The organism is Paenibacillus sp. PAMC 26794, assembly GCF_000316035.1.
Classification (GTDB): Bacteria; Bacillota; Bacilli; order Paenibacillales; family Paenibacillaceae; genus Paenibacillus.
On sequence record NZ_ANHX01000044.1, the window covers coordinates 1 to 25,631 of the forward strand.

The window sequence follows — 25,631 nt, forward strand, 5'->3', positions numbered from 1 at the left end:
CATGTCCACAACACGATTAACTTCCTCTTTACTCCAACCAAATTTTCAATTCTTTCGAAATATGCGCATCCGATGTGGAAGAACGTTAAATCGGTTCATCCGAACGATGCAGACGTTGTTTAGTCATCCAGAGGCATCCATTGCTGAAGCCAGTAAGAATGCAGCGGAAGCGAAAGCCATCTACCGTTTATTACAGAATCCGCAGTTGACCGAGGAAAACGTGCTGGAATCGTATCGGACAGAGACGCTACGTCAGATGAAACAAACGGAAGAGTCCGTGTTTTTGTGCGTCCAGGATACCACTGAAATTAAATACGGTAATCGAGAAAAAACGCCAGGACTTGGCGCCTACAATCGCAAGCAAACCAAAGGCTTGCTTGCGCATTCCGCATTGGTGCTTACCCCGTCCGGCCTCCCGCTTGGCCTCTTACATCAAAAAATTTGGGCACGGGATCTGGCGCTCAAAGCGGAACGGAAGGTCAGCCGCCCTTACGAACAGAAGGAAAGCTACAAGTGGACTGAGGCCGCAAAAGCCAGTGTGCTCGGCCTCCCAGCAGATATGAAGCTCATTCACATAGGGGACCGGGAAGCCGATTTCTTTGAATTTTTATACCACTTGCATGTTGATGAACAGTCCTATGTCGTAAGATCCATGCAAAATCGGATCACCGAAGCAGAAGGACTTTTCATGCAGGACGAAGTGCGTAAACAGCCTTCCTCCGGGCAGATTACCGTTTCCCTCCCGCGAGATACGCGAAGTAGTGAAGCCGCTCGGGATACGACGCTGGAGATTCGTTTTCTGACGGATACGGTACATGTACCGGCACACCTGAAACAAAAAGGGGCTGCGTATTCGCCTCTTCCCTGCACCCTGATTCATGCGTTGGAAACCACACCGCTGGAAGGCGAAACACCGATTGAATGGTTTCTGCTCACGAATCTTACCGTGGCTACGGTAGACGATGCTCGTGAAAAAGTGGCATGGTACGTCCAACGTTGGAAAATTGAGCGGTTCCATTACATTTTAAAAAGTGGTTGCGAGATCGAAAAATTACAGGAGCGTGACGGTGAACGATTGCGTAAACTCATCCTGTTCTATTCCATAATCGCTGTACAACTCCAACAGATGACCTATCTCGTTCGGCAAAAGCCTGACGCTCCATGTACTTCGTTCATGGGTGACGAGGAATGGAAGGTTCTTTACCGTGTGGCCAACAAAACGAAAACACTCCCGTCCAAACCACCTACCCTGCGAGAAAGTGTGATCGCACTCGCCAAACTCGGTGGCTTTTTTGGGACGCAAAAGTGATGGCGATCCAGGAGCGAAGGTTCTTTGGAGGGGCCTCCAGGCCTTCCGTACCATCTTGGATAACTATCTTTATTTACTGTAAATTATTCCCTTCGTTGTGGGTCAAGCTTAGATCGTAGACGCGTTATTCCTGCCTTTTAGATGCTTTCTCTGTTGTTTCCAGTCTTATTTGCGGGAATAACGCGTCTCAAGTTCGTTAGAATTGCATAACCACTATAAACGTCCAAATAAGGTGCGCTGAGTTCGTTAGCGTATCTCACCTTGCATTAGTTGAATGCTGGTGATTGGTGTCGCCTCTCCAGCAACTTAAAAACTCACCCTCCATGCACGCATGAAGGGTGAGTTTTTAAGTTAAGCTATATTCTGTTCATTGACGTTGTGCTTAGCGCAAGTTCGATATCTCAAAGAATAGTTTACTTACCAGAAGGTTGAGCTTCTGCTGTATACCCTGTTGGGATATCCGTTTCTGCAGTCACATTTGTGATAACCATCGGATACATCATGTCTGGATCAGGTTGAATAATGGAATAGAGCACGATCGCGCGTCCATCCTTCTCCAATTTCACATCATCAATCTTCAATCCATAACCAGGGTGCGGCATTTCAGCACTGAGTTTAACTTTGGTTGTTTTGTCATCAACCTTCGTCGTTGTTACTTCAGGTACAATCGCTTGTTGGCCTTCACCAGGATTGGTTGGAGCTGGCTCTGTCGAGCCGCCATTGCCGTGTTTATCCACATATTCAAGTGCATTGAAGATCATGCTTGCAGCCTCCATACGGGTAAGCGACTGATCTGGACGGAAATTCCCGTCCTTATCCAGTTCAATGATGTTCATGTTCAGTAAGTTCTGGACCGCAGATTTGGCGTCCTTACCGATTTTATTTTCGTCCTTAATATCATTATACCGTAGGATTACCGGATAATTCCCGGTTGTGTTAATCCCTTCATGTAGCAAAGTGACAAACAGTTCACGCGTCATCTTGCCCTGCGGGTTCACTTCAACCGGAATGGACAGTCCATTCTGAGTAGCGGCTTGAACAGCGTCAGCATACCAAGTGTCCGGACTGATTTTATTCTGAGCGGATGCTTCCGCAAATTCATTTTTCAGACCAAATGCATTCACAATCAGTTGAACACCCTGTGGCTCGGACAATGCAAGATCTGGACGGAACAGATCCGCCGTTACTCCGTTAACAATGCCTTTTGATTTCAATGAATCCACAACCGACTTCTGACCTTCATCCTTCACATCTGTGAAAGCAAATACCGATGCACCTCCTGCTGTCAAAGAAACGCAGAGCGCAAGCGTTGCAACCAATCCTTTTTTATGTTTCATTTCCTGGCACCTCCATATGATTAGTAAAGCCTATTTTTTACCTCTTCATTCCTACAGACGGGGTATCCGTAGAAAATGTTTCAGTAATTTCGACATCTGGTGAATACAACACGAGAACACGGCATAGAACCCTTCTCCGCGTTCACTAGTCCAAGCCACCAGCTTTTGCTAACTGGCTTCGTTGACATCCCATCGGATTAGCGCAAAAATAAGAATAGAGAAATCTATCGGATGACGGATAAACAGCGAACCGGATCGCATACAGTAAGAGGGCACGACGCGCTAATAACAGGTGTCGGCCCTTTTCTTGACTCCACCTGCTGAACTGACTTCACCTATACCAAAAGGAGAACAACGCTTATGTCCAAGAAAGGATTACTTCGCGGTTATGTTGTGTCGAACTGGCCTGTCTATCTGGTTGCTGTTCTTCTAATTATTGCCTCCAATGTCGGGCAGGCATCCTTGCCCCGCATACTCGGCAGCTTCACGGATCAGTTGATGCAGAACACGCTTCAGATGCAGACGGTCGTAAGGTACAGCCTGTCCCTTCTGGCTATTTCCATCGGGTATAATCTGCTGTTCGGTACCGGGCAATTCATGATTATGAAGCTGGGTCGACGCTTCGAATTCATGACGCGTGAGCGTATATTCAGTAAGTTTTCTGAACTTAGCGAACATTATTTCTCCAAACAGGGGAACGGAAAACTGCTCAGTTATGTCATGAATGACGTTACTTCCGTACGTGAAGCGATATCCAATGGCGTGACGCTCATGACCAATGCCACCTTCCTGCTGTTGTCCTGCATTGTCATGATGCTGCTTAGCGGGATTCCGTTGACGCTCATTTTAATCAGTGTTGTTCCTTTGCTGGCGATTCCATTTCTGGTTGTGTTTTTTGGTCCGCGGATTCGCAAGCGCTCTCGCGACGTGCAGGAAGCTCTTGCAACCATGACGGAATCGGCGGAAGAGCAGCTGGGCGGCATTCGCGTAACCAAGACATTTGCCATCGAAGACAGTGCTCGTGCACGCTTTGGAACTACCGTCGATGCAATCAAGAGCAAACAGCTTCGTCTGGTTCGTCTGTCTTCGTTGTTTCAAGCCTTGCTACCACTGCTGGGAGCTATCTCATTGGTCGTTTCTCTGCTTGTCGGAGGTATTATGACCATGCAGAATTCTATTACACTCGGGAGTTTTGTCGCCTTAACCTTATATCTGCGCATGATCATGGGGCCGCTTCAACAGATCGGCAATGTTATTAATACTGTTCAGCGCTCAGGCGCTTCACTGGAGCGGGTGAATGACCTGCTCAGCGAAGTAGCGGATGTGCGTGAAATTCCTGAAGCCACAGCGCTCCAAACCGTACAAAATATCACCATGGAGAATCTAACCTTCTCCTATCCTGGCAGTTCATCTCCTGCTCTCAAAAACATTCAACTCAATATCCGTGCCGGGCGAACGGTCGGTATTGTAGGCAAGACCGGCTCAGGTAAAAGTACCCTCGTTAAGCTATTGCTGCGTACATATGAAGCACCTGAAGGAACGATTCGCATCAATGGTACCGATATTCGGCAGCTGTCGCTGGAAAGTCTAAGATCGCGCATCGCCTATGTCCCTCAGGATGGATTCCTGTTTAGTACCACCATCCGGGATAACATCGCATTCAGCGACCGGGAAGTATCGCTGGATACAGTGGAACATAGTGCACGGCAAGCCATGATCTACGACAATATTGTCCGTTTTCCTGATCGCTTCGATACACTGCTTGGCGAACGTGGACTCACCTTGTCTGGTGGACAGCGTCAGCGAACCAGTCTTGCAAGAGGACTGATCAAACAAGCACAGTTACTTATTCTGGATGACAGCATGAGCGCGGTTGATGCCGTCACCGAGAGTGGTATTCTGCGCAGTTTGCGCCAGATCGGCAAGGGCAAGACTACATTGATTATCTCTCATCGCATCAGCGCGGTCCGTCATGCGGACGATATTATCGTTCTGGATGAAGGGCGAGTCGCTGAGCAGGGAACACATGCGCAGTTGATGGCTGCCAAGGGGTTATATGCGGCCACCTACCGTTTGCAGGAGGAGGGATTACATCATGTCTAACGCTAACCCTGAACTTCACCCAGATGCAGAAGACGATCAGAGTAAACGAACTTCGTTTAAGGCGATGATGGCATACGCCAAACCGCATAAATGGGCATTTGCCGGTATCTTCTTCTGCTCACTGCTTGGCATATCAGCAGATCTGCTGCAACCCTATCTGGTGAAGATCGCCATCGATGATCATCTGGCCGTGGGCCAGACCAGTGTGGGCTTTCTCGTTCAGCTCGCAGCCATCTTTCTCGGGCTGGCTGTCATCAGTTTTATTTTTACCTATATCCAGAATAATCTGTTGCAGCATGTGGGACAGAACATTGTATCCCGGATCAGAAAAGACCTGTTTAAGCATATCTCCAAAATGTCCATGTCTTTCTTTGACCGTTTTCATATCGGCAGTCTGGTCACAAACGTATCCAGTGATACGGAGACCATCAGCAGCTTTTTCACTCAAGTACTGCTCAGTCTGATTCGAGATGGCATGATGCTGGTGCTCATTATCGTCTTTATGTTCCAGCTTGATCCTGTTCTCGCGACATACTCCCTGATCGTTCTGCCTGTCATTGCGGTGGTTGCGGTATTATTCCGCAGTCGACTGCGGAAAGCTTATCAAAATGCTCGTACCCGGCTTTCCCGTTTGATCGCATTTACGGCAGAGAATTTGTCCGGCATGTTCTTGATTCAGGCTTTTCACCAGGAAGAAGAACAGAAGAAACGTTTCTCGGAACAGAATGCGCTCCATCTGAAAGCCAACATTGCTCAAGCCCGCTCCAATGTCATATTCAACCGGACGTTTGATATCCTTGGCAATGCAGCACTGGTCATGATGGTCTGGCTTGGAGGTCGCGCCGTACTGGGTGAGTCCCTGCAAGTCGGGGTATTGTATGCGTTTATCAGCTATATCCGCCAGTTCTTTCAACCGATTAACCAGATTACGATGCAATGGAATACATTCCAGTCCACGACCGTATCGATGGATCGCATCTGGAACATTCTGAATACGCGGCCTGAAGTTGCTGATCCCAAACCCGGGATGGCCTCCTCGCTTGAACCACAAAATGTGATGGGCCAGATTGATTTTAATGATGTGTCGTTTGGTTATCGGGCAGACCGGCCTTTGATCCAGCAGATGAACCTGCACCTCTATCCGGGTGAAATGGTAGGTATCGTGGGCACAACAGGCGCTGGCAAAAGCACCCTGATCTCCCTGCTCAATCGCTTCTATGATGTAGACAAGGGCAGTATCGAGATTGACGGTACAGATATCCGGCATCTGCCGCAGGCTAAGCTTCATCGGATCGTGGGTCTGATTCAACAGGAACCCTTCCTGTTCTCCGGTTCCATTATTGATAATGTGAGAATGTTTCGTGAGGATATTACGCGAGAGCAGGCGATTAAGGCCTGCCGGTTTGTCGGAGCACATGCGATGATTTCACGTTTGCCTCAAGGATATGATACACATCTATCCGAACGCGGAAGCGGACTATCCGCCGGGGAGAGGCAGTTGATTTCATTTGCCCGAATTGTGGTGTTCCAGCCCCGAGTGCTCATCCTGGATGAAGCAACGGCCAATCTGGACTCACACACGGAGCAGCTCGTGCAGCATGCGCTGGAATCAGTATCCCAGGGACGCACAACTATTGTCATTGCTCATCGCCTGTCCACAGTGATGCATGCCGATCGAATTCTGGTGATGGAGAATGGGGAGATTGTGGAGGAAGGACCGCACCAGGAACTAATCGCAGCCAAAGGCGTGTATGCAGAATTGTACACCCATGCGCGTGATGCAGGTAAAAATTCAGCTATATCAGGGTAATGAACCTGAGTTATAGTAAATACAGAACGTTGAACATGCCGCTCTGCTCATGCAGGCGGCACGTTTGGCATATCGATCAGCATTGTTAATTAGGAGGAACATTTATGCAACAACCTGAAACACCCAAGCGGGACCATCAGCAGATTCATTACCGACGCAGCACAGCTCTGTGGAAAGGATGTCTATGCTTCCTTTTCCTTCTCTTGTGCGTGAGCTTATTATGGATTATCGTAGACGGACAAGCCGAAAGACTGGAGACGATATACTATTCCATCGCAGCCGTGCTGGGTATGTGGTTGATCGGACCGCTATTCTTCATGTTCGTGTCACGACTAGCCAGAACCCCTGCCGTGTTGTTATCCTGGGATGATGATGCGTTGAGCACGGGCAAACGGAAGATTGCTTGGAGCCAGATTCGCAAAGTTGAACTCGCCTCACCTGCCCGCAGCAAGTGGCTCCTGTCTGCTTCTCCCATGTTTGTCCTGTACTTGAAGGACGGCACACGGTCTCATATTCAGACAGATCATCTGCTGAGCAAAAAAGAGCTGAACCAGGCTGTGACTTTGCTTCAGGAGACTTTGCAGGAACAGCAGCAAGCTCTTTGAGTACCGGGATGGATGAGAGGGCAAGTTCCCCACACATCACTGTGATTTCTCAACACCTATGGACAGGCTGACTTTGTAATTGCCGTAAGGTAGCAATGCTTCAAGCAGTTGGCCAAGCTGCTCTGTGGTGCCAGTCTGCACTCTCATCAGATAACAGCCTTCTCCGCTGACACGATGGACTTCAACGATGTCCTCACGTTCAGCAATGAATGTACGAAAGGCGGCATGACTGTCGCCCGAGTTCAAGAAAACCGTGACAAATGCCTGTAGGCCGAGGCCAAGGCGTTCCAGGTTCCATTTTACCGTGTAGCCTTCGATTACACCCAGATCTTGCAGCTTGCGCACTCTTGCACCGACGGCCTGTCCTGTGAGATGAACCTCTTCACCGATCTCTTTGTGAGAACGTTTGGCATCCTGAATCAGGATCTGCAAAATACGTATATCCGTGTCATCTATGATTTCATTCATCTTGCTTCAGCAATCCTTTCACGGTGAAATTAGCGCGGCCTAATTCCATTCATCATGTTATGTACGCCGTTAAACGGGTTGTATACCATATAGGGTAATACTATTCAACAACCCGAAGGAGTGCAAATATAATGAAAATTCAATTGATCCGCAATGCTACACTGTGGCTGGAATACGGAGGGCTGAACATTCTCGTTGATCCGATGCTGATGGACGCCGAAGTCATGCCTGCATTCCCGAACACACCCAATGAGTTACGTAATCCAAGAGTGAGTTTGCCCGAAACCGAAACCGATTATCTGAATCCGGATCTGTTGATTGTGACACACACCCATCTGGACCACTGGGATGAAGCAGCGGCGAAACAACTTGGCAAAGACATTCCTCTGATCTGCCAGCCTGGGGACGAGAATATATTTCTGGGTGCCGGATTCACGAATGTAACAGCTGTAGATGAAAAACATGAGCATCACTCTGTCCGATTCGCCCGTACATCCGGGCATCATGGCACAGGTGAAATCGGTGAACGTATGGGCAAGGTGTCCGGCTTCGTACTTGAAGCAGATGCAGAACCCGTCACCTATATTGCGGGGGATACGATCTGGTGTGAAGAACCTGCTGAGGCCATCCGCCAATATACGCCTGAAGTCATTGTCGTGAATGCCGGAGGTGCACGCTTCGTGGAGGGTGATCCCATTACGATGGACGGGCCTGACGTTGTCGCCGTGAAGCGCCATGCGCCATCTGCTCATGTCATCGCTGTGCACATGGATGCGATTAACCATTGTGTGATGTCTCGTACGGATCTTGCGACTTATCTGGCATCCGAGCAGATGGATGGTCAGGTGCTCATTCCACGTGATGGCGAAAGTTTTGAGTTTTGAAGCGGAAGCAACGCTGAAGAGAAATAACCTTTCACACTCATTTTCAACACACGCCGTTACCTTACTTACATGCTAACTTGTCTGCCACATCATTGCTCGTGCCCCCATGCCTTTCCTTTCCCTATAAAATACAACGAAAAAGGTGGATGCGATTAACTCGCTATCCACCTTTTTTTGATTGAAGGAACACGCTGAGCCGCTGGCTTCCTTCTCGGACATCATGCCTGCCATTGCGCTCTCACGTGTCCCATCCCTTTATGCTAATCCCCTACTGAACTTTCAAACGGATCACGTTCCATGATGCTTTCGCCAAACTCGCTGTAATCAGGGTATCGGATACAACTGCACCCCCACGATTATGAGGAGCAACGCGGTTTGGTTGTGCGGCCGTATTAGATGCTCTGAGATCATCACTTTCCAGCACGATATGCTCGATCACGGTACACTTCCCGAAGCTGCGCAGGTCCACCTCGAGCGGAAGGGACTCTTCCAGATGACGGTTGACTGCGAATACAGTCACTTCACCCTGCTCTTCGTTATGAACCGCAATAGCTTCCAGATAAGGAACATCCGTGATTTGTTTTGTATCGTATTTCGGAGACTGGATCAATGGCACCAATGCTGTTCCACGCCCAAAGAGAGATGTATGCATGAATGGATAGAAGATTGTCTGTCTCCATGAACCACCGCCCGTATCTGTCATAATCGGTGCAATCACGTTAACGAGTTGTGCCAGACAGGCCATTTTAACCCGATCCGCATGTTTGAGCATACTGATCAACATACAACCAACAAGCAATGCATCCTCGTGGTTATAGATATCCTCCAGCTGTGGCGGGGCAATCTGCCAAGGGTCCATCTTCGAATCATTTTCATTGGAATGATACCATACATTCCACTCATCAAAGGACAGATACATCGTCTTTTTGCTGCGTTTCTTCGCTTTGATATAATCACAAGTTGCCTTCACGGTATCGATAAAACGATCCATTTCAAGCGAGCGTGCCAGGAACGTTGGCGTATCTTGCTCTTGATTGCCGTAGTATTGATGCAAGGACAGATACTCCACGTGATCATACGTATGATCCAGCACCGTTGCTTCCCATTCCGGGAACGATGGCATATTCAGGTTTGAACTTCCACAGACTACCAGTTCAATCGTCGGGTCCGTCCACTTCATGACTTTTGCCGCTTCAACGGCTGCACGTCCATACTCTTCTGCCGTTTTGTGACCGATCTGCCAAGGGCCATCCATCTCGTTGCCCAGACACCATGTTTTGATCGCATGTGGCTGCTTGTATCCATGCTTGATGCGAAGATCACTATAATAAGAACCTTCTGGATGGTTGCTGTACTCTACAATGTTACGTGCTGCATCGGCACCCCGTGTTCCCAGATTAACGGCCATCATGACTTCAGAATTAGCCTGTTTCGCCCAGTCCACGAATTCGTTGAAGCCAAATTCATTGGTCTCAATCGTTCTCCAGGCCAGGTCCAGTCTGCGTTTGCGTTCTGACACAGGCCCAACCGAATCTTCCCAATTGTAACCGGATACAAAATTACCTCCAGGATAACGTACAATCGGTACGTTCAACTCCTTAACCATCTCCAGCACATCCGTGCGGAAACCCTGTTCGTTCGCTGATGGATGCCCTGGCTCGTAAATCCCGCCATATACGGCACGTCCCAGATGCTCAATAAATGATCCGTACAAGCGCTTATCCACTACACCAATAGTAAAATCTTTATCTACCGTCATTTTTGCTTTTTCCATAATGAATTTCAACTCCTTAAGATTAATATAAAAATTAATTGATATTCTATGGATCAACGTTCATATTTATATTAAAATCGATTATAGCCTTAATTTCAACCTGAATTTTGCAAAATGTTATTATTTAACTGAATTTATGTTTAACTTAATTCTATATAGACAAAATGGAGGAACAACTGTGATCAGAGCAAATACCGATGCCGAATGGCTACCCCTATATGAAGCACTTGCCAGTGAAGTCCGTCTACAGATCATCCGCCTTGTTGCAGAGACTCCGATGAATGTGAAAGACCTTGCTGCTTCACTGGGTCTGAGTAGTGCCATCGTGACCATGCATGTCCGCAAACTTCAGGATGTGGGCATTATTCAGTCCAAAATGATACGCAAAGACGGTGGCACACATAAAATGAACAGCCTTGCTGTAGACTGGATTGGCATCTCCATGCCGCAGGAAAGCGGGACAGCCCGCAAGCTCCATGAGGTTTCCGTCCCTGTGGGACACTATACTCACTTTGACGTCTATCCGACATGTGGTCTGGCTACATCCACTCAGGTCATTGGACAGTACGATGACCCTCGTTATTTCCTCGACCCAGAGCGGATGCATGCGCATATTCTGTGGTTTGGCCGTGGATTTGTGGAGTATAAAATTCCAAACTATATTTTATCCGGACAGCAGATCAATGCCATTGAATTGTCCCTCGAGATCGGGTCAGAAGCACCATCGGTGAATCCGAATTGGCCCTCGGATATTACATTCATGCTTAATGGCATCCGATTAGGGGAATGGACAAGCCCTGGAGATTCAGGCAACGGACGTGGCATGTTCACCCCGGAATGGTGGAGTGACAGTGTCAATCAATACGGCATGCTCAAGGTACTGCGAATTACCAATGAGGGTACGTTTATTGATGGACAACATCTATCCGACATTACACTCGCAGATATCCCGGTCGAACGCAACCAATGGACCCTTCGTCTTTCGGTGGAGGAAGATGCTCAGCATGTGGGCGGGCTTACCTTATATGGTGAGGGATTCGGTAACTACAATCAGGATATCCTGTTCCGACTGTACTATCACGATTGAGTTCTTCAAAATAATAAATGACACCAAAACACCTCCCACTCGCCTGTCAAAGGCAGAATGGAAGGTGTTTTAAATGCATATGAACATGCGTGGATTATTTAAGAAGGTTCTTGTTCTAACCTACAGCGCACTGCCACCAAACAGGAAGCGATACTCCCAGTGTTTGCCGGAGATATCACTAGTTGTTACACCACCGCCAGCGTTGGAATACGTATGTAATACCTTGCCGTCGCCCAGGTAAATCCCTGTATGAGTAATGGTTGCAGTAGATTTATTCACGCCCGAATACGATGATGCAGAGCTGCCTTTATACGACATGAAATACATCAGATCGCCGCGTTTCAGGTTTTTCCAGTTCGTCTGAACTGTACCCTTGGCTTTTACATAGGCTCCCTGTTTGCGGGAATCCGCTGGAAGCTTGATGCCCAGTGCATCAATGAAGGTCTGGCGTACAAAGCTGGAACAGTCAAAAGTAGCTGTACTGTTACGACTGGCTCCGAACTCATAAGGTGTTCCCAAATATTTCATTCCCGCTGCAATCACTTTTTCCACAGACGCATTGCCGGTTACCGATGTACCACTATTTGAACCCGATCCGCTTGTGCCGCCACTAATCGCTTGTGTGTATTTGGATGAAGAAGATATGTAGCCTGTCCGGTTAGCAGAATCCTTAATCTTATACCAATCCGAACCGGATTGCTGAAGCACCGTTACCGTTTCCCCTTTAGCGACCGTGCGAACAATCTTCGCAGAAGAAGAAGGTGTTGTGCGTAGGTTTACGCCCCAAATTACTTTTACTTGTGAATTGTCAACAGCAGCTGCCGATACCTGTGCCGTTAGTGCTCCTGTCGTCAGACTTCCCATCAGCATCGTTGCTGTGACACTTGCCGTAATAATCGTTTTTTTCCAGTTCATGATGTCGAGTTCCCCCTGATGTTACAGAATTTTAACCTGGTTTGGTTCTCCCGGGCTTGCCCCATTGTAAACGGGCTATCCATAACGTTCATCAGTCAAAAGTCCTGTATTGATATAGGCAAACTTGAGCACTAAGTATCAGGGTCTGTCCATGATCTGCTGGAAAAATTCACTGTTGATCCCTTCTTTTTGAAAGGTTAAATTATTGTAACTATTTGATATGCTTGATTTTTCCGCGATACAAGAGCTAGGTCGTTTCTCATTCAGGGCATATGCCATATGACCTAGATTTTAATGTTTAAAATCGCAAATATGGTAAACATTACTATGATTCATTTGCCGATTACCGTTCCCCGAATTTACATTTTTGTTTTAAAAAAAAAAAGAAAAGCCAGGGATTTCTCCCCGGCTTAACCTGGATGATTAGTAACATCACTCTACAGCTGGTCGATCAACTCATTTAAGGTTCAATTCCCCATACCTTGGCGCCATCCTGATAAGCTGTCACTTTTGTCCAGGCACTGAAGGCCGTTTGGGTGGAATCAAAGGAATAATCATTCGTTTGATCAAAATTCGTCCAGTTGTTTTTCGAGAAACGTCCCTGGATGATTCCGGTTTCCGCACCCGCCGCCAAACTGCCGGCACCCGATTTGAATCCAATCTCCAGATACGTATCTGCCGTGCCCTTGGCCGGATCTATCGAAACAAAATGCCCTTCCACGTTACCACTGCCAATCTGCGCATAATCACACCAGAAACTCAGATCTGCGGCACTATCCTTGGTGAAATAATACCGGACCTTCACTTTGCTCAAGTCGACAGCAGTTGTACCTGTATTCTTCACATTAAATTGTGGAGTAATCGCATTGACCGAAGCTCCTGAACTACCATTACGGTATTGTACTTCAAGCGTTCCCGTTGTGACTGGAGGTGCTAATGGTGTCAACACCAATACATTCGAATTCGTCTGACCACTCGTATTAATGGCTACGACTCTATAATTATAAGCTGTACCATTCACCGCTGTAGCGTCGGTATACGTGAGTGCGGTCAAACCTGTTGCCAGATCAGCATATGCCCCGGTGCCTACCGAACGTTGTACCTTATAACTTGCTGCTCCAGTTGATGCGGTCCATGTCAGTGCCGCCTGGGCATCGCCAGCCGTTCCAGTAAGGTTGAATACGCCGGGCACAACGGTTCCTGCGAGTGGTGTTGCAGATGCCTGTGTCGACGGTGCAGACTCACCTACGGCATTCACCGCAGTGATGACATAATAATACGTTTTACCGTTGGTCAAACCCGTGTCCGTGAATGTCGATCCTGTGACTCCTGTCGCTACAGGCGTATAAGGACCTCCGTTCACTTCTGCACGTTTCACGTTATACGAGGCTGCACCAGCGGCTGCGTTCCAATTCAGAACAACTTGCTGGCTTGCTCCGGTTGCTGTTACCCCAGCAGGAGCAGCGGGTACTTCCACTTCCGGACTATCGGTATCTCCAAGGAGACGATCATACTCGCCATACGCTGTAGCCATATCCACCTGTGACCAGAAACGGTGATACGTAAAGGTAGGTGCACCATTTTCCCATGTTTTCGTTGTCGGATTATACGACGTTTTGTACAGATTATCCAGATAAGCCCATGCCGGATCTTGCTTGATAGCTGGACGCAGGTCGGAGTATCCAATGTATACGCCATTGCCACCTTTCGCAGGATCGGAAGGTACACCTGCTGTACCTGGAATCGTGTTGCCTTGACCAAAGGTTCCAGACCAGTTCGCCGGGATATAGATCTCTTTCGCGAAGAAGCGGAAGTAGTCTTTACGTTCTTCTTCCGTAACGATCCCCACACCATCATTGTAATCCCAAGCTGTATCCAGCAGAGCCTCGGCCAAGTCCTTGGCTTCTTGGCCTTCCGCGTTAAGTGTGCCGTTCTCTGCCTGTGTTCCCGCTGCGAAGAAGGTCAGAGCTTTAACGTAACTTCCCAGAACTCCTGTGTCCTGCACTGGATCTTTGGTCGTTACACGGAAGTTCGGATTTTCCGTAAACGAACTGAATCCATTCCATTTGTCCGGTTGACCCTGCCATTCCTGACCACCCGGAATCCAGAACTCTCCCGGAGCCGGCGTTGTCGCTACCTGAACATTAGTTCCACCCAAAATGCGCTGTCCAGCCGCATTCAGATAATAGCCTTGCGCATCCGTCACCGGACGCTCACCTACAAATACATAATCCTTACTCCAGTCGATCCACTTCGTAATTACTTTTTTGGCCATCTGGAAGTTCTCAGAGGTCAAATCACCGCTCTCCGCAAGAATATAGTACATCTCGGCTACACGCTCCAGCGGCCATGCCTGGAATCCAAACCAGGTGTTGGAATCCGGATCACGATATACAGGTGCCTCCTGATAAGCCATGTCATAGAATGTACTTACGCCTGCCGGATAGGCTTTGTATGAACCATCCAGACTGTTCGTTGCTCCCCCGCCGATAGCTCCTTCATGGGATTGTAACCAAGTGTAGAATTCCAACTGACGTTTCAGCGTAGCATTCCAATCTGCCTTCGCTGTTGCTGATTTCGGAATCAAGCCGCCAGCCGGGTCAGACAAGGCATACGCTGCAACCGGGTTTTGATAAGCCTGGTGGGTATGGCTCGCTCCAATGCGCCAAGCCCAATCCCCACCTTGACCCAAACCACCGCCCCAAGACGTATACCAAGCCATGAGATACATGTTGGAATCCTTGCCTGTACCCGGAGTTGGTGTACCACTTTTTGCACTTCCAATTTTCTGGAAGTATTTATCATACATACCATAGCGCAGATAGTCCCCCATCTTCTTCGCTTTATCCAGATATTCCGGATTGTTGTATCCCATCTCCTTCGCCCAATACAGCACCTGTACAGCACGCGCATCGGCATCCGTTGCGTTTGTGTAACGCCATTGGGCTGACGGTACCTGATTTTCCTTTGTGAACAAGCTCATGAAGCCTTCGTTTGCCTTACCAAAAGATTTATCATCCTGGGATGGATGCGGAATGGCTTCCCACACAGACTCCTGCTCCCCACGCTGGAACGTGTTCACATAGGTAGCCGTATGTGATGGATTCAACAGGTTGCCATATCCATACCAGTCATCCACATCGACCAGCCAGTGCATGAGATAGGTCTGATTGTTACCATAGGTCGCCTTAAGTTCGGCATCAATCGGGTCTTTACCCGCTGCATATTGACCATTAAGTGGCGATGGATATTGATCAGGAAAAGGTTTTTCCGCTGCATACGTAGCAGGGCTGTTCGGATTGTACGAGCTCATCGTAGGCTGCTCTTCCTTGCCGTCACCTTCGTTGACCGGGATAATGTATTTTTCCATACTGTCCCAAGCTGCTTCCAATTGGGACCAATCTCCCGTGTAGTGACCATACATGGTTTCCAACCACAGCCAGTAACTGTATGCCTCGGACGTCGTCATATGACCATAATCCGGAGCCTCACTCAGCAGGGTCTCAATGGAATGATACGGTAGACCCTCTGGAGAAAAATATCCGTTCGCCGGATCTTTCAACTGATCATACAATTGCAAAAACCGGGCTTCATTGATGCCATCTGCCTGAATCTCGATGGCCTGATCTGCGGCATGTGCTGTTTGCGGCCCCGCCCAGAGTCCGGTGTATCCGGTCAACATGACGGTTCCCGCCAGCATGGCTGTTAAACTTTTTTTCGCAGCTGATTTCAACATTAATATATACCTCCCTGGAATAGTGGAAATTGAATATAAGCGCGTGTTCAAAAAGAGCGGTTTTCAGTACCGAGAAGATGGGATGAAGCTAGAAATGGAGTAGCGGAGCGTAGGGAAAACTACGTGAGCAACGGACATTTCGGCTGAATTCCATATTCGATGCTGATGATGCCACTAGGCATCCTTCGTAATCAAAAGCGAACTTTTTGAACAACCTCTAAAACGCTGTTGGTCTGCACATGCTGCTCTTTGGGTTATAATTGAGCTAGTTACGGCTCCAAGCCCCACACTTTGGTGTTTCCCTGATACCCGGTTACCTTGTTCCATGCGGCAAAAGCCGTCTTGGAAGCATCATAGGAATAATCATTACTTTGATCGAAATTGCTCCAGTTATTTTTGGAAAAGCGTGCTTGAATCACGCCGGTCTCTGCTCCAGCGGCCAAACTGCCTGCTCCGGACTTGAAGCTAATCTCCAGATACGTATCTGCGGTACCCTTCGCCGGATTCACTGCGCCAAATGTACCTTCAACATTGGCCGTGCCCATCTCGGCATAATCACACCAGAAGGTCATTTGATCCGCCCCATCCTTGGTGAAATAATATCGGATCTTCACGGTACTGAGATCAATCGCCTGTGTTCCGGTATTCTTCACGGTGAACTGCGGAGTCACCGCATTACTTGAATTCCCGGACCCTCCGCTGCGGTACTGCACTTCGAGTGTACCGGTCGTCACCGGAGGTGCCGAAGGCGTCAGTGCCAAGACATTGGACAGTGTCTGTCCGTTCGCATTCACAGCTGCAATCCGGTAATTGTACGTGGTGCCATTCAGCGCTGTGGTATCGGTGTAAGTCAACACGGACAATCCGGTTGCCACATCTGCATATGTCCCGCCTGCCACCGAACGTTGTACCTTATAGCTAGTAGCACCCGAGGCTGCTGTCCAAGTCAGGACCGACTGCGCATTACCAGCTGTCCCACTTAAAGTCAGTGCTCCCGGCACCGTCGAAGCTGCTTGCGGGGTAGCCGACACCTGTACAGAACCCGATGATTCCCCTGCTGAATTCACGGCAGTTACTACATAATAATAAGCTGTCCCGTTGATCAGTCCCGAGTTTGTATAGGTCAACCCATTAACACCTGTTGCGACAGTTGTATATGGTCCTCCACTCACCTCGGAACGCTTCACAGTATACGATTCGGCCCCGGATACAGCCGCCCAGGTCAGGTTAACCTGACTGCTTCCCGCTACAGCCTGCACGCCAGCAGGTGCGCCTGGAACCGTAACTGGTGTAACACCAGGCTCCTGTCCATACACCTTCACCCCTGCATCATAGACTGGAAGGTATATGCTCTTCACAGGAGTGCCTGTGGTAAGCGTCTGGAACGAATGATCATTGCTGGCATTCCATGCACCCTGTGGGCCTGTAATGCGGAACTGTACTTCTTTACGATAATTTCCTTCCCCACCTGGATAGATCTTGGTATTACCGAAGTTCGCCGTAATGGCATAGATATGCTGGGCTGCATTCACCACAACTGGTTGGGATACCGTCGCCCCCTCCGTATAGGAGGATGTCACTTGCACGTCCGATACCGTACGTCCGGCAGCATACACTTCACTCAAATCCAGGAAATACTTAAAAGACAGTTGATCTCCCATTCGGGCAGGCCAAGCGGAACGATTATTAAGCTGTGCTCTAATTTCCGTATAATTGGCACCGGATGATTTAATCGCAGCCTCCACAAAGAACTCATCTCCCTTCACTTCAGGTGCAGGGAAGTTTGCCAGGGGCTGATGATTCTGACCAAACAGCAAATTCATCTTTGCCAGTGCGCCGGTAAAACCAGCATTGTAATCGGTTGCGACCTCATTACTCACGTAATCCCCGATATCATCGGTATATCCATCCGATGCATCCGGGCCACCGACCATGGCACCATACAGAATGTGGCGATGGTTAGCCGGGATATCTTCGTTATTCAGCCATGAACCGTGAGCAGTCCGATGATGCGGATGTTGAGGTGCATTTTGCCCATATCCGACCACATAACTGCTCTGACGCGGATTATCGCCCAGAATATAATTCATCTGTGAGACAGCGAAATTCTGATATCTTGATTTTTTCACAGGATCACTGACCCAGTCGGAGTATACAAAAGAAATAAAGGATGCATTCGCTGCATATCGGAGCGAGCCCCACTGATCCAGCCACGCCAGACCTCCTGGCGTATACTTGACTCGTGTCCCATTGACTCCAACCGTCCAATAATCCAGATTGCGCTCAGTCGACTGAATGAATCTCGTCGCCTCCGGCATGTTCAAACTGGACGTAATACGGGCAAGCAGAATCTGGGCACCATAATTTTTGTTATCCCAGCCCTGTGTCCACGTATAGGGCCAGTTTGCAGAACCACCGCTGGCAGACCACCGATCCGAAGCCGCAATGGCTTTGGACAAGTAAGCGCTATCATTAGTAGCTAAATAAAGCCATGCGCCACCCCATGCCAATTCGTCCTCGTATCCTGACCACGAGTTATAGAACGCTGCAGCATCAGTGATACAATCGGTGTATTTCCCCCGATATGTATCTGCGAAGTTATACAGCTCTTTCGCATGTTGGAGCAGTCTGGCCGAATATGCCGGATCATCATCTGCAAATACAATCGATGACGCTGCCAGCGCTGCAGCCGTTTCTGCCGCCAGATCACTGCCCGGGCAGGAAGCATCAATCTTGAACGAAGGACGGTTCATCTGCATGACTTCTGCGGGTCCCCACCAGGCATGGTCGGTATTGCCAGCCCCGACTTGTCCCCATAATTCATTTGGTTTCGTATGCGCTTTCATAAAATAGTCGGTTGCCCATCGGATATTATCCTTGATCTCCTCCAGTTGTCCGGCCTGTTCATATCCGTCGCTGTATTCCACGACAGACCAGGCGAGCATCGTTGCGGAAGCAGCCATCGGAAAACCAAACTTCACGTGATCTCCGGCATCATGCCATCCTCCGGTCAGATCAACGCCTACATCAGCACCATCCTGCATGCCTGAATTACCACGCCATTCGACCCGATTACTCGCCGGCAATGGGCCCGAACGCTGTGCTTCATAGAAGTAAATGGCCTTTTGCAGTGCTTCAGCATAGTTTTGATTTCCGGCGGCCGCATCCGCCTTACGAATTCCTGTGCCCATCGATAAACTTCCTGCCAGTAGTCCTGCCGATAACGCGATCATGGCGACTCGTCTCCACCAGCTCCCTTTCATATTCAACTATTCATCTCCTCTTCTTCAATGTTCCGTATGCATTACTCTGGACTGCGAGTTTATATCGCTCCTCCCCATGGTGTATTTCAGTGTAACTTCCACCATTAATTACCATTATAGTCGTTTGTTTAACTTGCTATATAAGCGTTGGTGACTTCTGAAATAACATTGTTGTGACCTGCTCTGCGTCATGCGACAAAATAAGCTGTTTCTCTAACGCATATACGCGTTAGAGAAACAGCTTATTGCCCTTGCTATCATCAACAGTATAAATCGAATGGCATTCTGACCATCCCGTCAGTATGTTTCTGTACACCTTGGGTATCAGAACATCTCATTGGTTACACTTTGAACTTGTTAATCTGCTCCTGCAGTTCTTCGGCCATTTTGGATAATGAACCTGCGGATGAAGCAATCTCTTCCATCGAAGCCAACTGCTGCTGAGTTGCGGCAGATACATTATGAACCCCGCCCGCTGCCTCTCCAGCAATGTTGGAGATTTGACTTACATATCCTACAACTTCAGTTGTACTCGCCGACATTTCCTCTGAACCTGCAGACACTTCCTGGATTTCACCCGCTACTTTGTTAACCGCATCCGAGATCTGCTCGAACGCTTGTCCTGCCGCAGTAACCATCTCGATTCCTGCTTCTGTCTCACTGCTGTTCACTTTGACTGCCTGAACAGCATGATCCGTATCTTTCTGAATCAATTGAACGAGATCCGTAATTCGTTGCGCAGATGTAGAAGATTCCTCAGCCAACTTACGCACTTCTCCCGCAACTACGGCGAAACCACGTCCATGCTCTCCTGCTCGTGCGGCTTCAATGGCTGCATTCAGTGCAAGCAGATTGGTCTGCCGGGCAATGTTGTTGATTACCTCGGTAATGGTTCCAATCTCTGCTGAACGTGCCCCCAGCCCTGTAACCAATTCAGTAAGCGAAGCAATGGAATTTCGAACAGAACCCATCTGTTCAACCGCTTGCTGAATAATCATATTTCCTTCGGAAGATTGATTCGCCGCATCTACAGCAGATACGGATACACTTTGGGCAAGCTCGGCAATCTGCTCCGATCCCAGAGCCATCTCATTCATCGCCTGTGAAGAACGCTTCACAATATCAACTTGATCAGACGTACCTACAGCCAGTTCCTCGACCGTCTGGGAAATCTGTTCCGAGGCTTGGGTATTCTGCTCTGCACTTGCAAGTAGTTCCTCCGATGAAGCGGCTACCTGTTCAGAAGTCATCGATACCGATTCAATCATGGAGCGTAGATTGCCACTCATTGTATTAAAGGAAGCGGCCAGCGTTCCCAGTTCATCCTTGTTCTTCAGTACAATCGTCTCACCCGTCAGATCCCCATTGGCAATAGCCATGGCTGCTTCATTCATCTTTTTGATTGGACGTGAGATGATGCTTGCAATGAAGAATGCAATAAACATCGCAACTAGGAAAGCCAAAATCGTTACTACCAAAATCACATTAAATGTGTTCCCTGCCAATAAAACAGATTCACTCGTGGCCGTTGACGAACCTTCATTACCCAAGTCAATTAACTTGACAAGTGCGTCGTTTGCCGTATACCACATCGGATAAGCCTCAGTATGAAGTTTGCTTGCCCCCTCATAATCGTTGTCCAGGCCCAAGTCGATGAATCCAGGCATTTTAGTCAGATAGGCATCATAATTCGTACTGAAATCCTCATTATACAGCTTAAGCGCTGCTTCGTTGCCTGTAAAATACGTTTGCAACTGTTTGCGCTCATCTTCAATCTTGGTGAGGAGCAGCTGCAATGCTTCATTCATCTTCTTTGTTTCCTCTTCGTTCTGTTCCACGATGATTGCAAGCGCCAAACGTTCTACATCCGAAACATCGCCGTTCATCTTACCCAACAGGCTTACACTCGGCATCCAGGTCTGATCCACTTCACTCGCCTTGCCAGACATACTATGAATCTGGAATAACGCATAGACGCTTACAAAAATCATCAGAACCACGACTGCCAGAAAACCAGCCAGTAACTTGCCTCGAATCGTTAACTTCAATTTCCCCGACATATTCCCCCGTGTGTCTTCCATGTGTCCCACTCCTCAAAATAATACATATTTATAGTATATCGTCACCTATCGTCATGAATTGTAGATGTTAGAATTCAATTTCTCTAAATTTCTTGTAACTTCGAACATAACGCAAAAGAAGTCTCCCATCTTTGGAAGAACCAGAGATAAGAGACTTTTTGAATTAAACATGGCCAGTTTTTTACACAATAAATATACACTAACTATTTGTCAAACAATCCTCACATTGACCGAAGTTACGAAATCAAAGAGGACATTTTGCTTTCTTTTTGTTAAACTAATTTGGGTTACATATCAGTTCAATCATAGAAAGGTGAAGATTATGCTTAAAAAATGGTTATCGGTATTCCCATTCAGCATTATGTCTACACAGACTTTACAGGTTTCATGGCACTTGTTGATGCGGTAGGCGGTATTGAGATCGATGTGGAGAAAGACATGTATTACACCAGTAAAGCAGATAAACATATGTACGACATTGACTTGAAAAAAGGATTGCAACATATGGACGGTAAGACCGCCCTTCAATATGTTCGGTTCCGTCATGATGCCACCTCGGATTTTACACGCACCGAACGGCAGCGGATCTTCATGACCGAGCTGGCCAAGAAGATGCAGAGTACCACATCGCTCTTCAAAATCCCGGATATTCTGGAAGCCATCGCTCCCTATATTGAGACGGACCTTAGTCCAACTCAGATGTTAAAACTCGCATCACTTGGCTTCGATATTCATGTGAACGATATTGATCAGCAGCAGATTCCACCGAACAAACTACTCACCAATGAACTGGTCGGCTCAGCTCAGGTGCTGGGTGTTGATGTAACCAAACTCCAGTCCTACATTCACAAACTGTTTGAAGAAGATGCCGTGTCCTCAGAGACTCCATCATCAGAGGGACAGAACTAAAACAAACAACAGAAAAGACGGCCGAAGCCGTCTTTTTTTGCACCTATTTTCTCCATTTAATGCAGCCTTAATGTTTAACAGGTACCCTTATATGATGAACTCCGGTTCCTGGAGGGAGGATTACAATGTGAAAAAAACGCGAATAGCGGAATGGACCGAACTGCGAGGCATTGCCTTTCTGGCAATCGTCATGCAGCATAGTATCGCTGAGTATATCTATCGCGCGGATATTGAGCAACCAGATTCCATCATGCTAACTATGATTTATCATTTGACCCGATTTGGTACGCCAACGTTTGTATTTCTATCGGGTGTAATGTTGTTTTACCATCACCGGAACACCAAACCGGAATATCCTCGCTTCATTCGAAAGCGATTTGGCGATATCTGTATGCCGTTTGTCGTATGGACACTGATCTACTGGCTTTCTGTCCGTATCTTCACCCCCGCGTTCTGGCTTGCAGGCATACCGGATTTTCGCAGTCTTGTTCGTGAACTGTTTGTCCCGCAGACAGGATATCATCTCTGGTTTGTCATTATGGTGTTTCAGTTCTATATTCTGTTCCCCCTGTTCTGGACAGGAGCAAAAGCCATTCAGAGACGTATCCAGAACGCCTCACGTTTCACCCCCATGCAAGTCATTATCGGGCTAATTCTCTTTGCAGCAGCACTCTATGCCCTGCTTATGCAATGGTCCTACTATAATATGGGGGGCTGGACAGAATCCATGTCTGAGCCTTGGTCAACGTTGCTGCAATATCGCTCCTATTCATGGGTGATGTACTGGTTCTACTTTTTACTGGGTGCCGTATGTGCCTGGTCAGTGGATAGCTGGAGGAGTTGGACCACGAAGATCCTGCCATGGACGATCTGTCTGTTTATAGGGATGTATATATGGCTTGGTTACGATGTGCTGCGTGGGTCCGGGGATGTTGTTAATCTGAATATCTCCACCTATCTGAAACCAACCACATTCCTGATCATTATGGCTCAGATGTTTATGATGTATGGTTTCCTTGTACTGATGCGGGGCAAAGATACACGGTTTCAGCGCCTTTTATCCTGGATTGGCCGCTATTCATTTGGTGGATATCTGGTTCATGCACTGGTGATCTACGCGATCGCTTATGTAACCAGACCGCTTCAACTCAGTGGATGGCATCTGCCTGTAACGTTGCTATCGTTCCTTGTAACGGTTGGTATTGCTCTTGCAATCAGTTGGGCATTATCCAAGCTTCCTGGCTCCCGCTTCACCGTAGGGTTAATGCGCAAACCACGTTCTATACCTAATTCATCTGTTAATGCGGATAAGAGTAACTCACCCCAGCCAAGCCCCTCACCTGTTCCCACCCGCAGTCGGTGAACGAGTGAGACATTATGAAGCAAGAAGAGCGTCCCCGTTGTGGAGACGCTCTTCTTTATTTTACTTCGCTCGAAGTTGATCGTCCAGGAACAGGTTCCTGGGGACCCGGGGCTGGATGCACGTTGCCCTTCTGATTCACAAATCTCTTCAGATCACCCGTTAATTGTTCCTTCAACTTGTCCACCAGCTGCCTTTCACTAATGCCTTTTGCCTGAGCAATCTCAGCCAGGGATTTCCCTCCCTGAAGCTGCTCGTGCAGTTGAGCAGGGGTCACTCCAATAAACCGGGCAATTTCGCCCTTATCTACCATGGAACGTTTGCCATGGTGGGCAAATTCACGTCGCAAATCACGCAGCGGAGTATTAATGACCTTTTTCAACTTGGTATCCATGTCCGCCTTCGTGGCCGCAGCTTGTTCCTTGGTGAGGCACCCCTCATCTACAGCTTGATCCAGACGCTGTGCCAGTGTAGGCTTCAACTTCTGCAATAACTGCTCCTCACTAAGTCCCTTACGCTCTTTCGCAATCTGGGACAACGTCTTGCCAAGTTCCATCTGTTCTTTCAGATCCCGAAGTCCAATCCCAAGCAAGTCTGCCGTCTCGCCAATCATGAACAGACCGTGTCCTGCCTGCATGCATGGCTTTGCTGGTTTGCCGGAGGAAGAAACTTTTGACGCTTCGTCATGTTCCTCAACCCGTACGGTTGAATCAGCGAATGCTACATGTCCTGTTGCTGCTGTTATGACTACGGCTGCCAATCCGGCTGCCATCCATGTTTTCCATTTTAAATTCATTTTTCTGCCGCCTTTCCGATGTCGAAATCCTGTGCCTTCCTAGTTTGAGCCTAAAATCCACTTTTTTATGCCATAAAATACAAAAAGTCATCATTTTTCTCACAATTGATCACAAAAAATCCTATTTTTTTCAGTTTATTTCCGCTATACTAAGTGTAACTTCATGATCTAGTCGAACAGTCCTTAGTCACCTTAACGCAGGAAGGACGATATGTAATAATGCGGAGAGATTGGTTAGATCCGTTTAGATCCGATCTGGAGGTTGTTTTTGCTTCAGCGGAACAACTCGTACGGGAATATCCCGAACCCTTGTCAGGACATGCATTAGAGCAGCTTCGTTCGGTTAATCCGCTGTTACGAGATTCGGGACACAGCTACATCGGGTACATCATTCCACTTTGGATGCAACTCTCAGATAAACTACCCCCAGAGAAAGCACACCAATTAAGTACAGCCTGTCTCATTCACATGTTATATTTTCTGAATCAGGACGACGTGATGGATGAACAACCGGAGAATGCCACATTGAAGTTATCCCTGGGTAATCTATACTACATGGATGCACTTCAATCTTACTCGGAATTATTCAATTCTTCCTCCACGTTCTGGGTCTATTTCAGACAATATGTAGTGGATTGGGCCGTGAGTGTTACGGGTGAACATTCCATTGATTATTTCCAACAGGATCCCTTGTTGATTGCGCAAAAGGCTGCCCCTCTGCTCATTGGAGCTACTGGTGCACTCCTTCTTCTGAATCAGTCCGACCGGATAATCCCGGTGTGTTCTGCCATCAACATCACACTCATGACACTCCAGATGACCGATGACTTCACAGACACGCAACAAGATGCTGTGCATGGAAACTACAACAGCTACCTCTCCCACATATCCGCAGCACTGAATCACAACTATCCAGTTCATCCTCTAAGCGAACGTATACATGACAATGTATACAATACACAACTCATGAACTCTTACCTAGACATTGCTTATCACTATAATCGTACACTAACATCGTCTAACTTAGGAAAATCGCATCTTGAGGCGTTTAATTCTTACTTATGCAGCACTTTAGTACAAGCTATTCAGGACATTACACAACGGAAGAAACGGCTCCTCCAAGGCGGGTTTCATCACTGGATTAGCGAGCAACAGTTGGGATTCTGAACATAAGGACTAAGCTGATTCAGTTTA

At 47.9% G+C, this 25,631-nt stretch carries 16 protein-coding genes and 1 pseudogene; 9 read left to right on the forward strand and 8 right to left on the reverse strand.

All coding sequences use genetic code 11. The features are described 5' to 3' along the window. Positions 1 to 1,309: IS4 family transposase (locus D829_RS0117520; protein WP_036661412.1), on the forward strand; the 1,309-nt coding region annotated here is incomplete at its 5' end. Between the two features lie 413 nt (positions 1,310 to 1,722). Here the strand turns inward: D829_RS0117520 and D829_RS0117525 are convergent. Further along, on the reverse strand, positions 1,723 to 2,646 hold the full coding sequence (locus D829_RS0117525) for an S-layer homology domain-containing protein (RefSeq protein ID WP_017690219.1): 924 nt from the start codon (positions 2,644 to 2,646) through the stop codon (positions 1,723 to 1,725). Between the two features lie 360 nt (positions 2,647 to 3,006). Here D829_RS0117525 and D829_RS0117530 point away from each other — a divergent pair, with 360 nt between their 5' ends. The 3 genes from D829_RS0117530 to D829_RS0117540 all read left to right on the forward strand — a co-directional run bounded on the left by D829_RS0117530 (position 3,007) and on the right by D829_RS0117540 (position 7,164). Continuing rightward, entirely contained in the window at positions 3,007 to 4,749 is a 1,743-nt protein-coding gene (locus D829_RS0117530; RefSeq protein ID WP_017690220.1) for an ABC transporter ATP-binding protein, read from the forward strand. After that, on the forward strand, positions 4,742 to 6,559 hold the full coding sequence (locus D829_RS0117535; RefSeq protein WP_017690221.1) for an ABC transporter ATP-binding protein: 1,818 nt from the start codon (positions 4,742 to 4,744) through the stop codon (positions 6,557 to 6,559). The genes D829_RS0117530 and D829_RS0117535 overlap by 8 nt, the downstream gene beginning before the upstream one ends. Positions 6,560 to 6,663: 104 nt before the next feature. Beyond that, positions 6,664 to 7,164 (forward strand): hypothetical protein, encoded by a 501-nt coding sequence (locus tag D829_RS0117540; RefSeq protein WP_017690222.1) that lies wholly within the window; start codon positions 6,664 to 6,666, stop codon positions 7,162 to 7,164. A 36-nt stretch (positions 7,165 to 7,200) separates the two neighbouring features. Here the strand turns inward: D829_RS0117540 and D829_RS0117545 are convergent, their stop codons facing one another. Next, positions 7,201 to 7,632, reverse strand: coding sequence for an Lrp/AsnC family transcriptional regulator (locus tag D829_RS0117545; RefSeq protein WP_017690223.1), 432 nt, complete (start codon positions 7,630 to 7,632; stop codon positions 7,201 to 7,203). A 131-nt stretch (positions 7,633 to 7,763) separates the two neighbouring features. Here D829_RS0117545 and D829_RS0117550 point away from each other — a divergent pair, with 131 nt between their 5' ends. Continuing rightward, the gene (locus D829_RS0117550; protein ID WP_017690224.1) at positions 7,764 to 8,516 is read left to right on the forward strand and encodes an MBL fold metallo-hydrolase; all 753 of its coding nucleotides are present in this window, start codon (positions 7,764 to 7,766) and stop codon (positions 8,514 to 8,516) included. Between the two features lie 268 nt (positions 8,517 to 8,784). Here the strand turns inward: D829_RS0117550 and D829_RS0117560 are convergent, their stop codons facing one another. Then, entirely contained in the window at positions 8,785 to 10,290 is a 1,506-nt protein-coding gene (locus D829_RS0117560; RefSeq protein WP_017690226.1) for an alpha-N-arabinofuranosidase, read from the reverse strand. Between the two features lie 178 nt (positions 10,291 to 10,468). Between D829_RS0117560 and D829_RS0117565 the strand changes: the two genes are divergently transcribed. After that, a complete protein-coding gene (locus D829_RS0117565) occupies positions 10,469 to 11,377 on the forward strand; it encodes an ArsR family transcriptional regulator (protein WP_017690227.1) in 909 nt (302 codons plus the stop codon). Positions 11,378 to 11,497: 120 nt separating this feature from the next. Here the strand turns inward: D829_RS0117565 and D829_RS0117570 are convergent, their stop codons facing one another. From D829_RS0117570 to D829_RS0117585, 4 genes are all read right to left on the reverse strand, one after another. Continuing rightward, on the reverse strand, positions 11,498 to 12,292 hold the full coding sequence (locus D829_RS0117570) for an SH3 domain-containing C40 family peptidase (protein WP_017690228.1): 795 nt from the start codon (positions 12,290 to 12,292) through the stop codon (positions 11,498 to 11,500). A gap of 460 nt (positions 12,293 to 12,752) precedes the next feature. Continuing rightward, entirely contained in the window at positions 12,753 to 16,028 is a 3,276-nt protein-coding gene (locus tag D829_RS31325) for a glycoside hydrolase family 48 protein (protein ID WP_017690229.1), read from the reverse strand. Positions 16,029 to 16,297: 269 nt separating this feature from the next. After that, positions 16,298 to 19,291 (reverse strand): glycoside hydrolase family 9 protein, encoded by a 2,994-nt coding sequence (locus D829_RS0117580; protein ID WP_026081249.1) that lies wholly within the window; start codon positions 19,289 to 19,291, stop codon positions 16,298 to 16,300. Positions 19,292 to 19,632: 341 nt separating this feature from the next. Continuing rightward, positions 19,633 to 21,372 carry a methyl-accepting chemotaxis protein gene (locus D829_RS0117585; protein ID WP_017690231.1) on the reverse strand — a complete coding sequence of 580 codons (1,740 nt, stop codon included), beginning with the start codon at positions 21,370 to 21,372 and terminating at the stop codon, positions 19,633 to 19,635. Between the two features lie 339 nt (positions 21,373 to 21,711). On the opposite strand from D829_RS0117585, the pseudogene D829_RS31330 reads away from it, so the two are divergent. Continuing rightward, positions 21,712 to 22,281, forward strand: a pseudogene (locus D829_RS31330) (LCP family protein); the annotation flags it as partial. Between the two features lie 127 nt (positions 22,282 to 22,408). Beyond that, on the forward strand, positions 22,409 to 23,644 hold the full coding sequence (locus D829_RS31335) for an acyltransferase (RefSeq protein WP_017690233.1): 1,236 nt from the start codon (positions 22,409 to 22,411) through the stop codon (positions 23,642 to 23,644). 55 nt (positions 23,645 to 23,699) lie between these two features. Here D829_RS31335 and D829_RS31340 read toward each other — a convergent pair whose 3' ends face one another. Next, positions 23,700 to 24,437 (reverse strand): hypothetical protein, encoded by a 738-nt coding sequence (locus tag D829_RS31340; RefSeq protein WP_017690234.1) that lies wholly within the window; start codon positions 24,435 to 24,437, stop codon positions 23,700 to 23,702. Between the two features lie 219 nt (positions 24,438 to 24,656). Between D829_RS31340 and D829_RS31345 the strand changes: the two genes are divergently transcribed. Beyond that, positions 24,657 to 25,604: a hypothetical protein gene (locus D829_RS31345; protein ID WP_017690235.1), complete on the forward strand. Its 948-nt coding sequence runs from the start codon at positions 24,657 to 24,659 to the stop codon at positions 25,602 to 25,604. Positions 25,605 to 25,631: the final 27 nt, after the last annotated feature.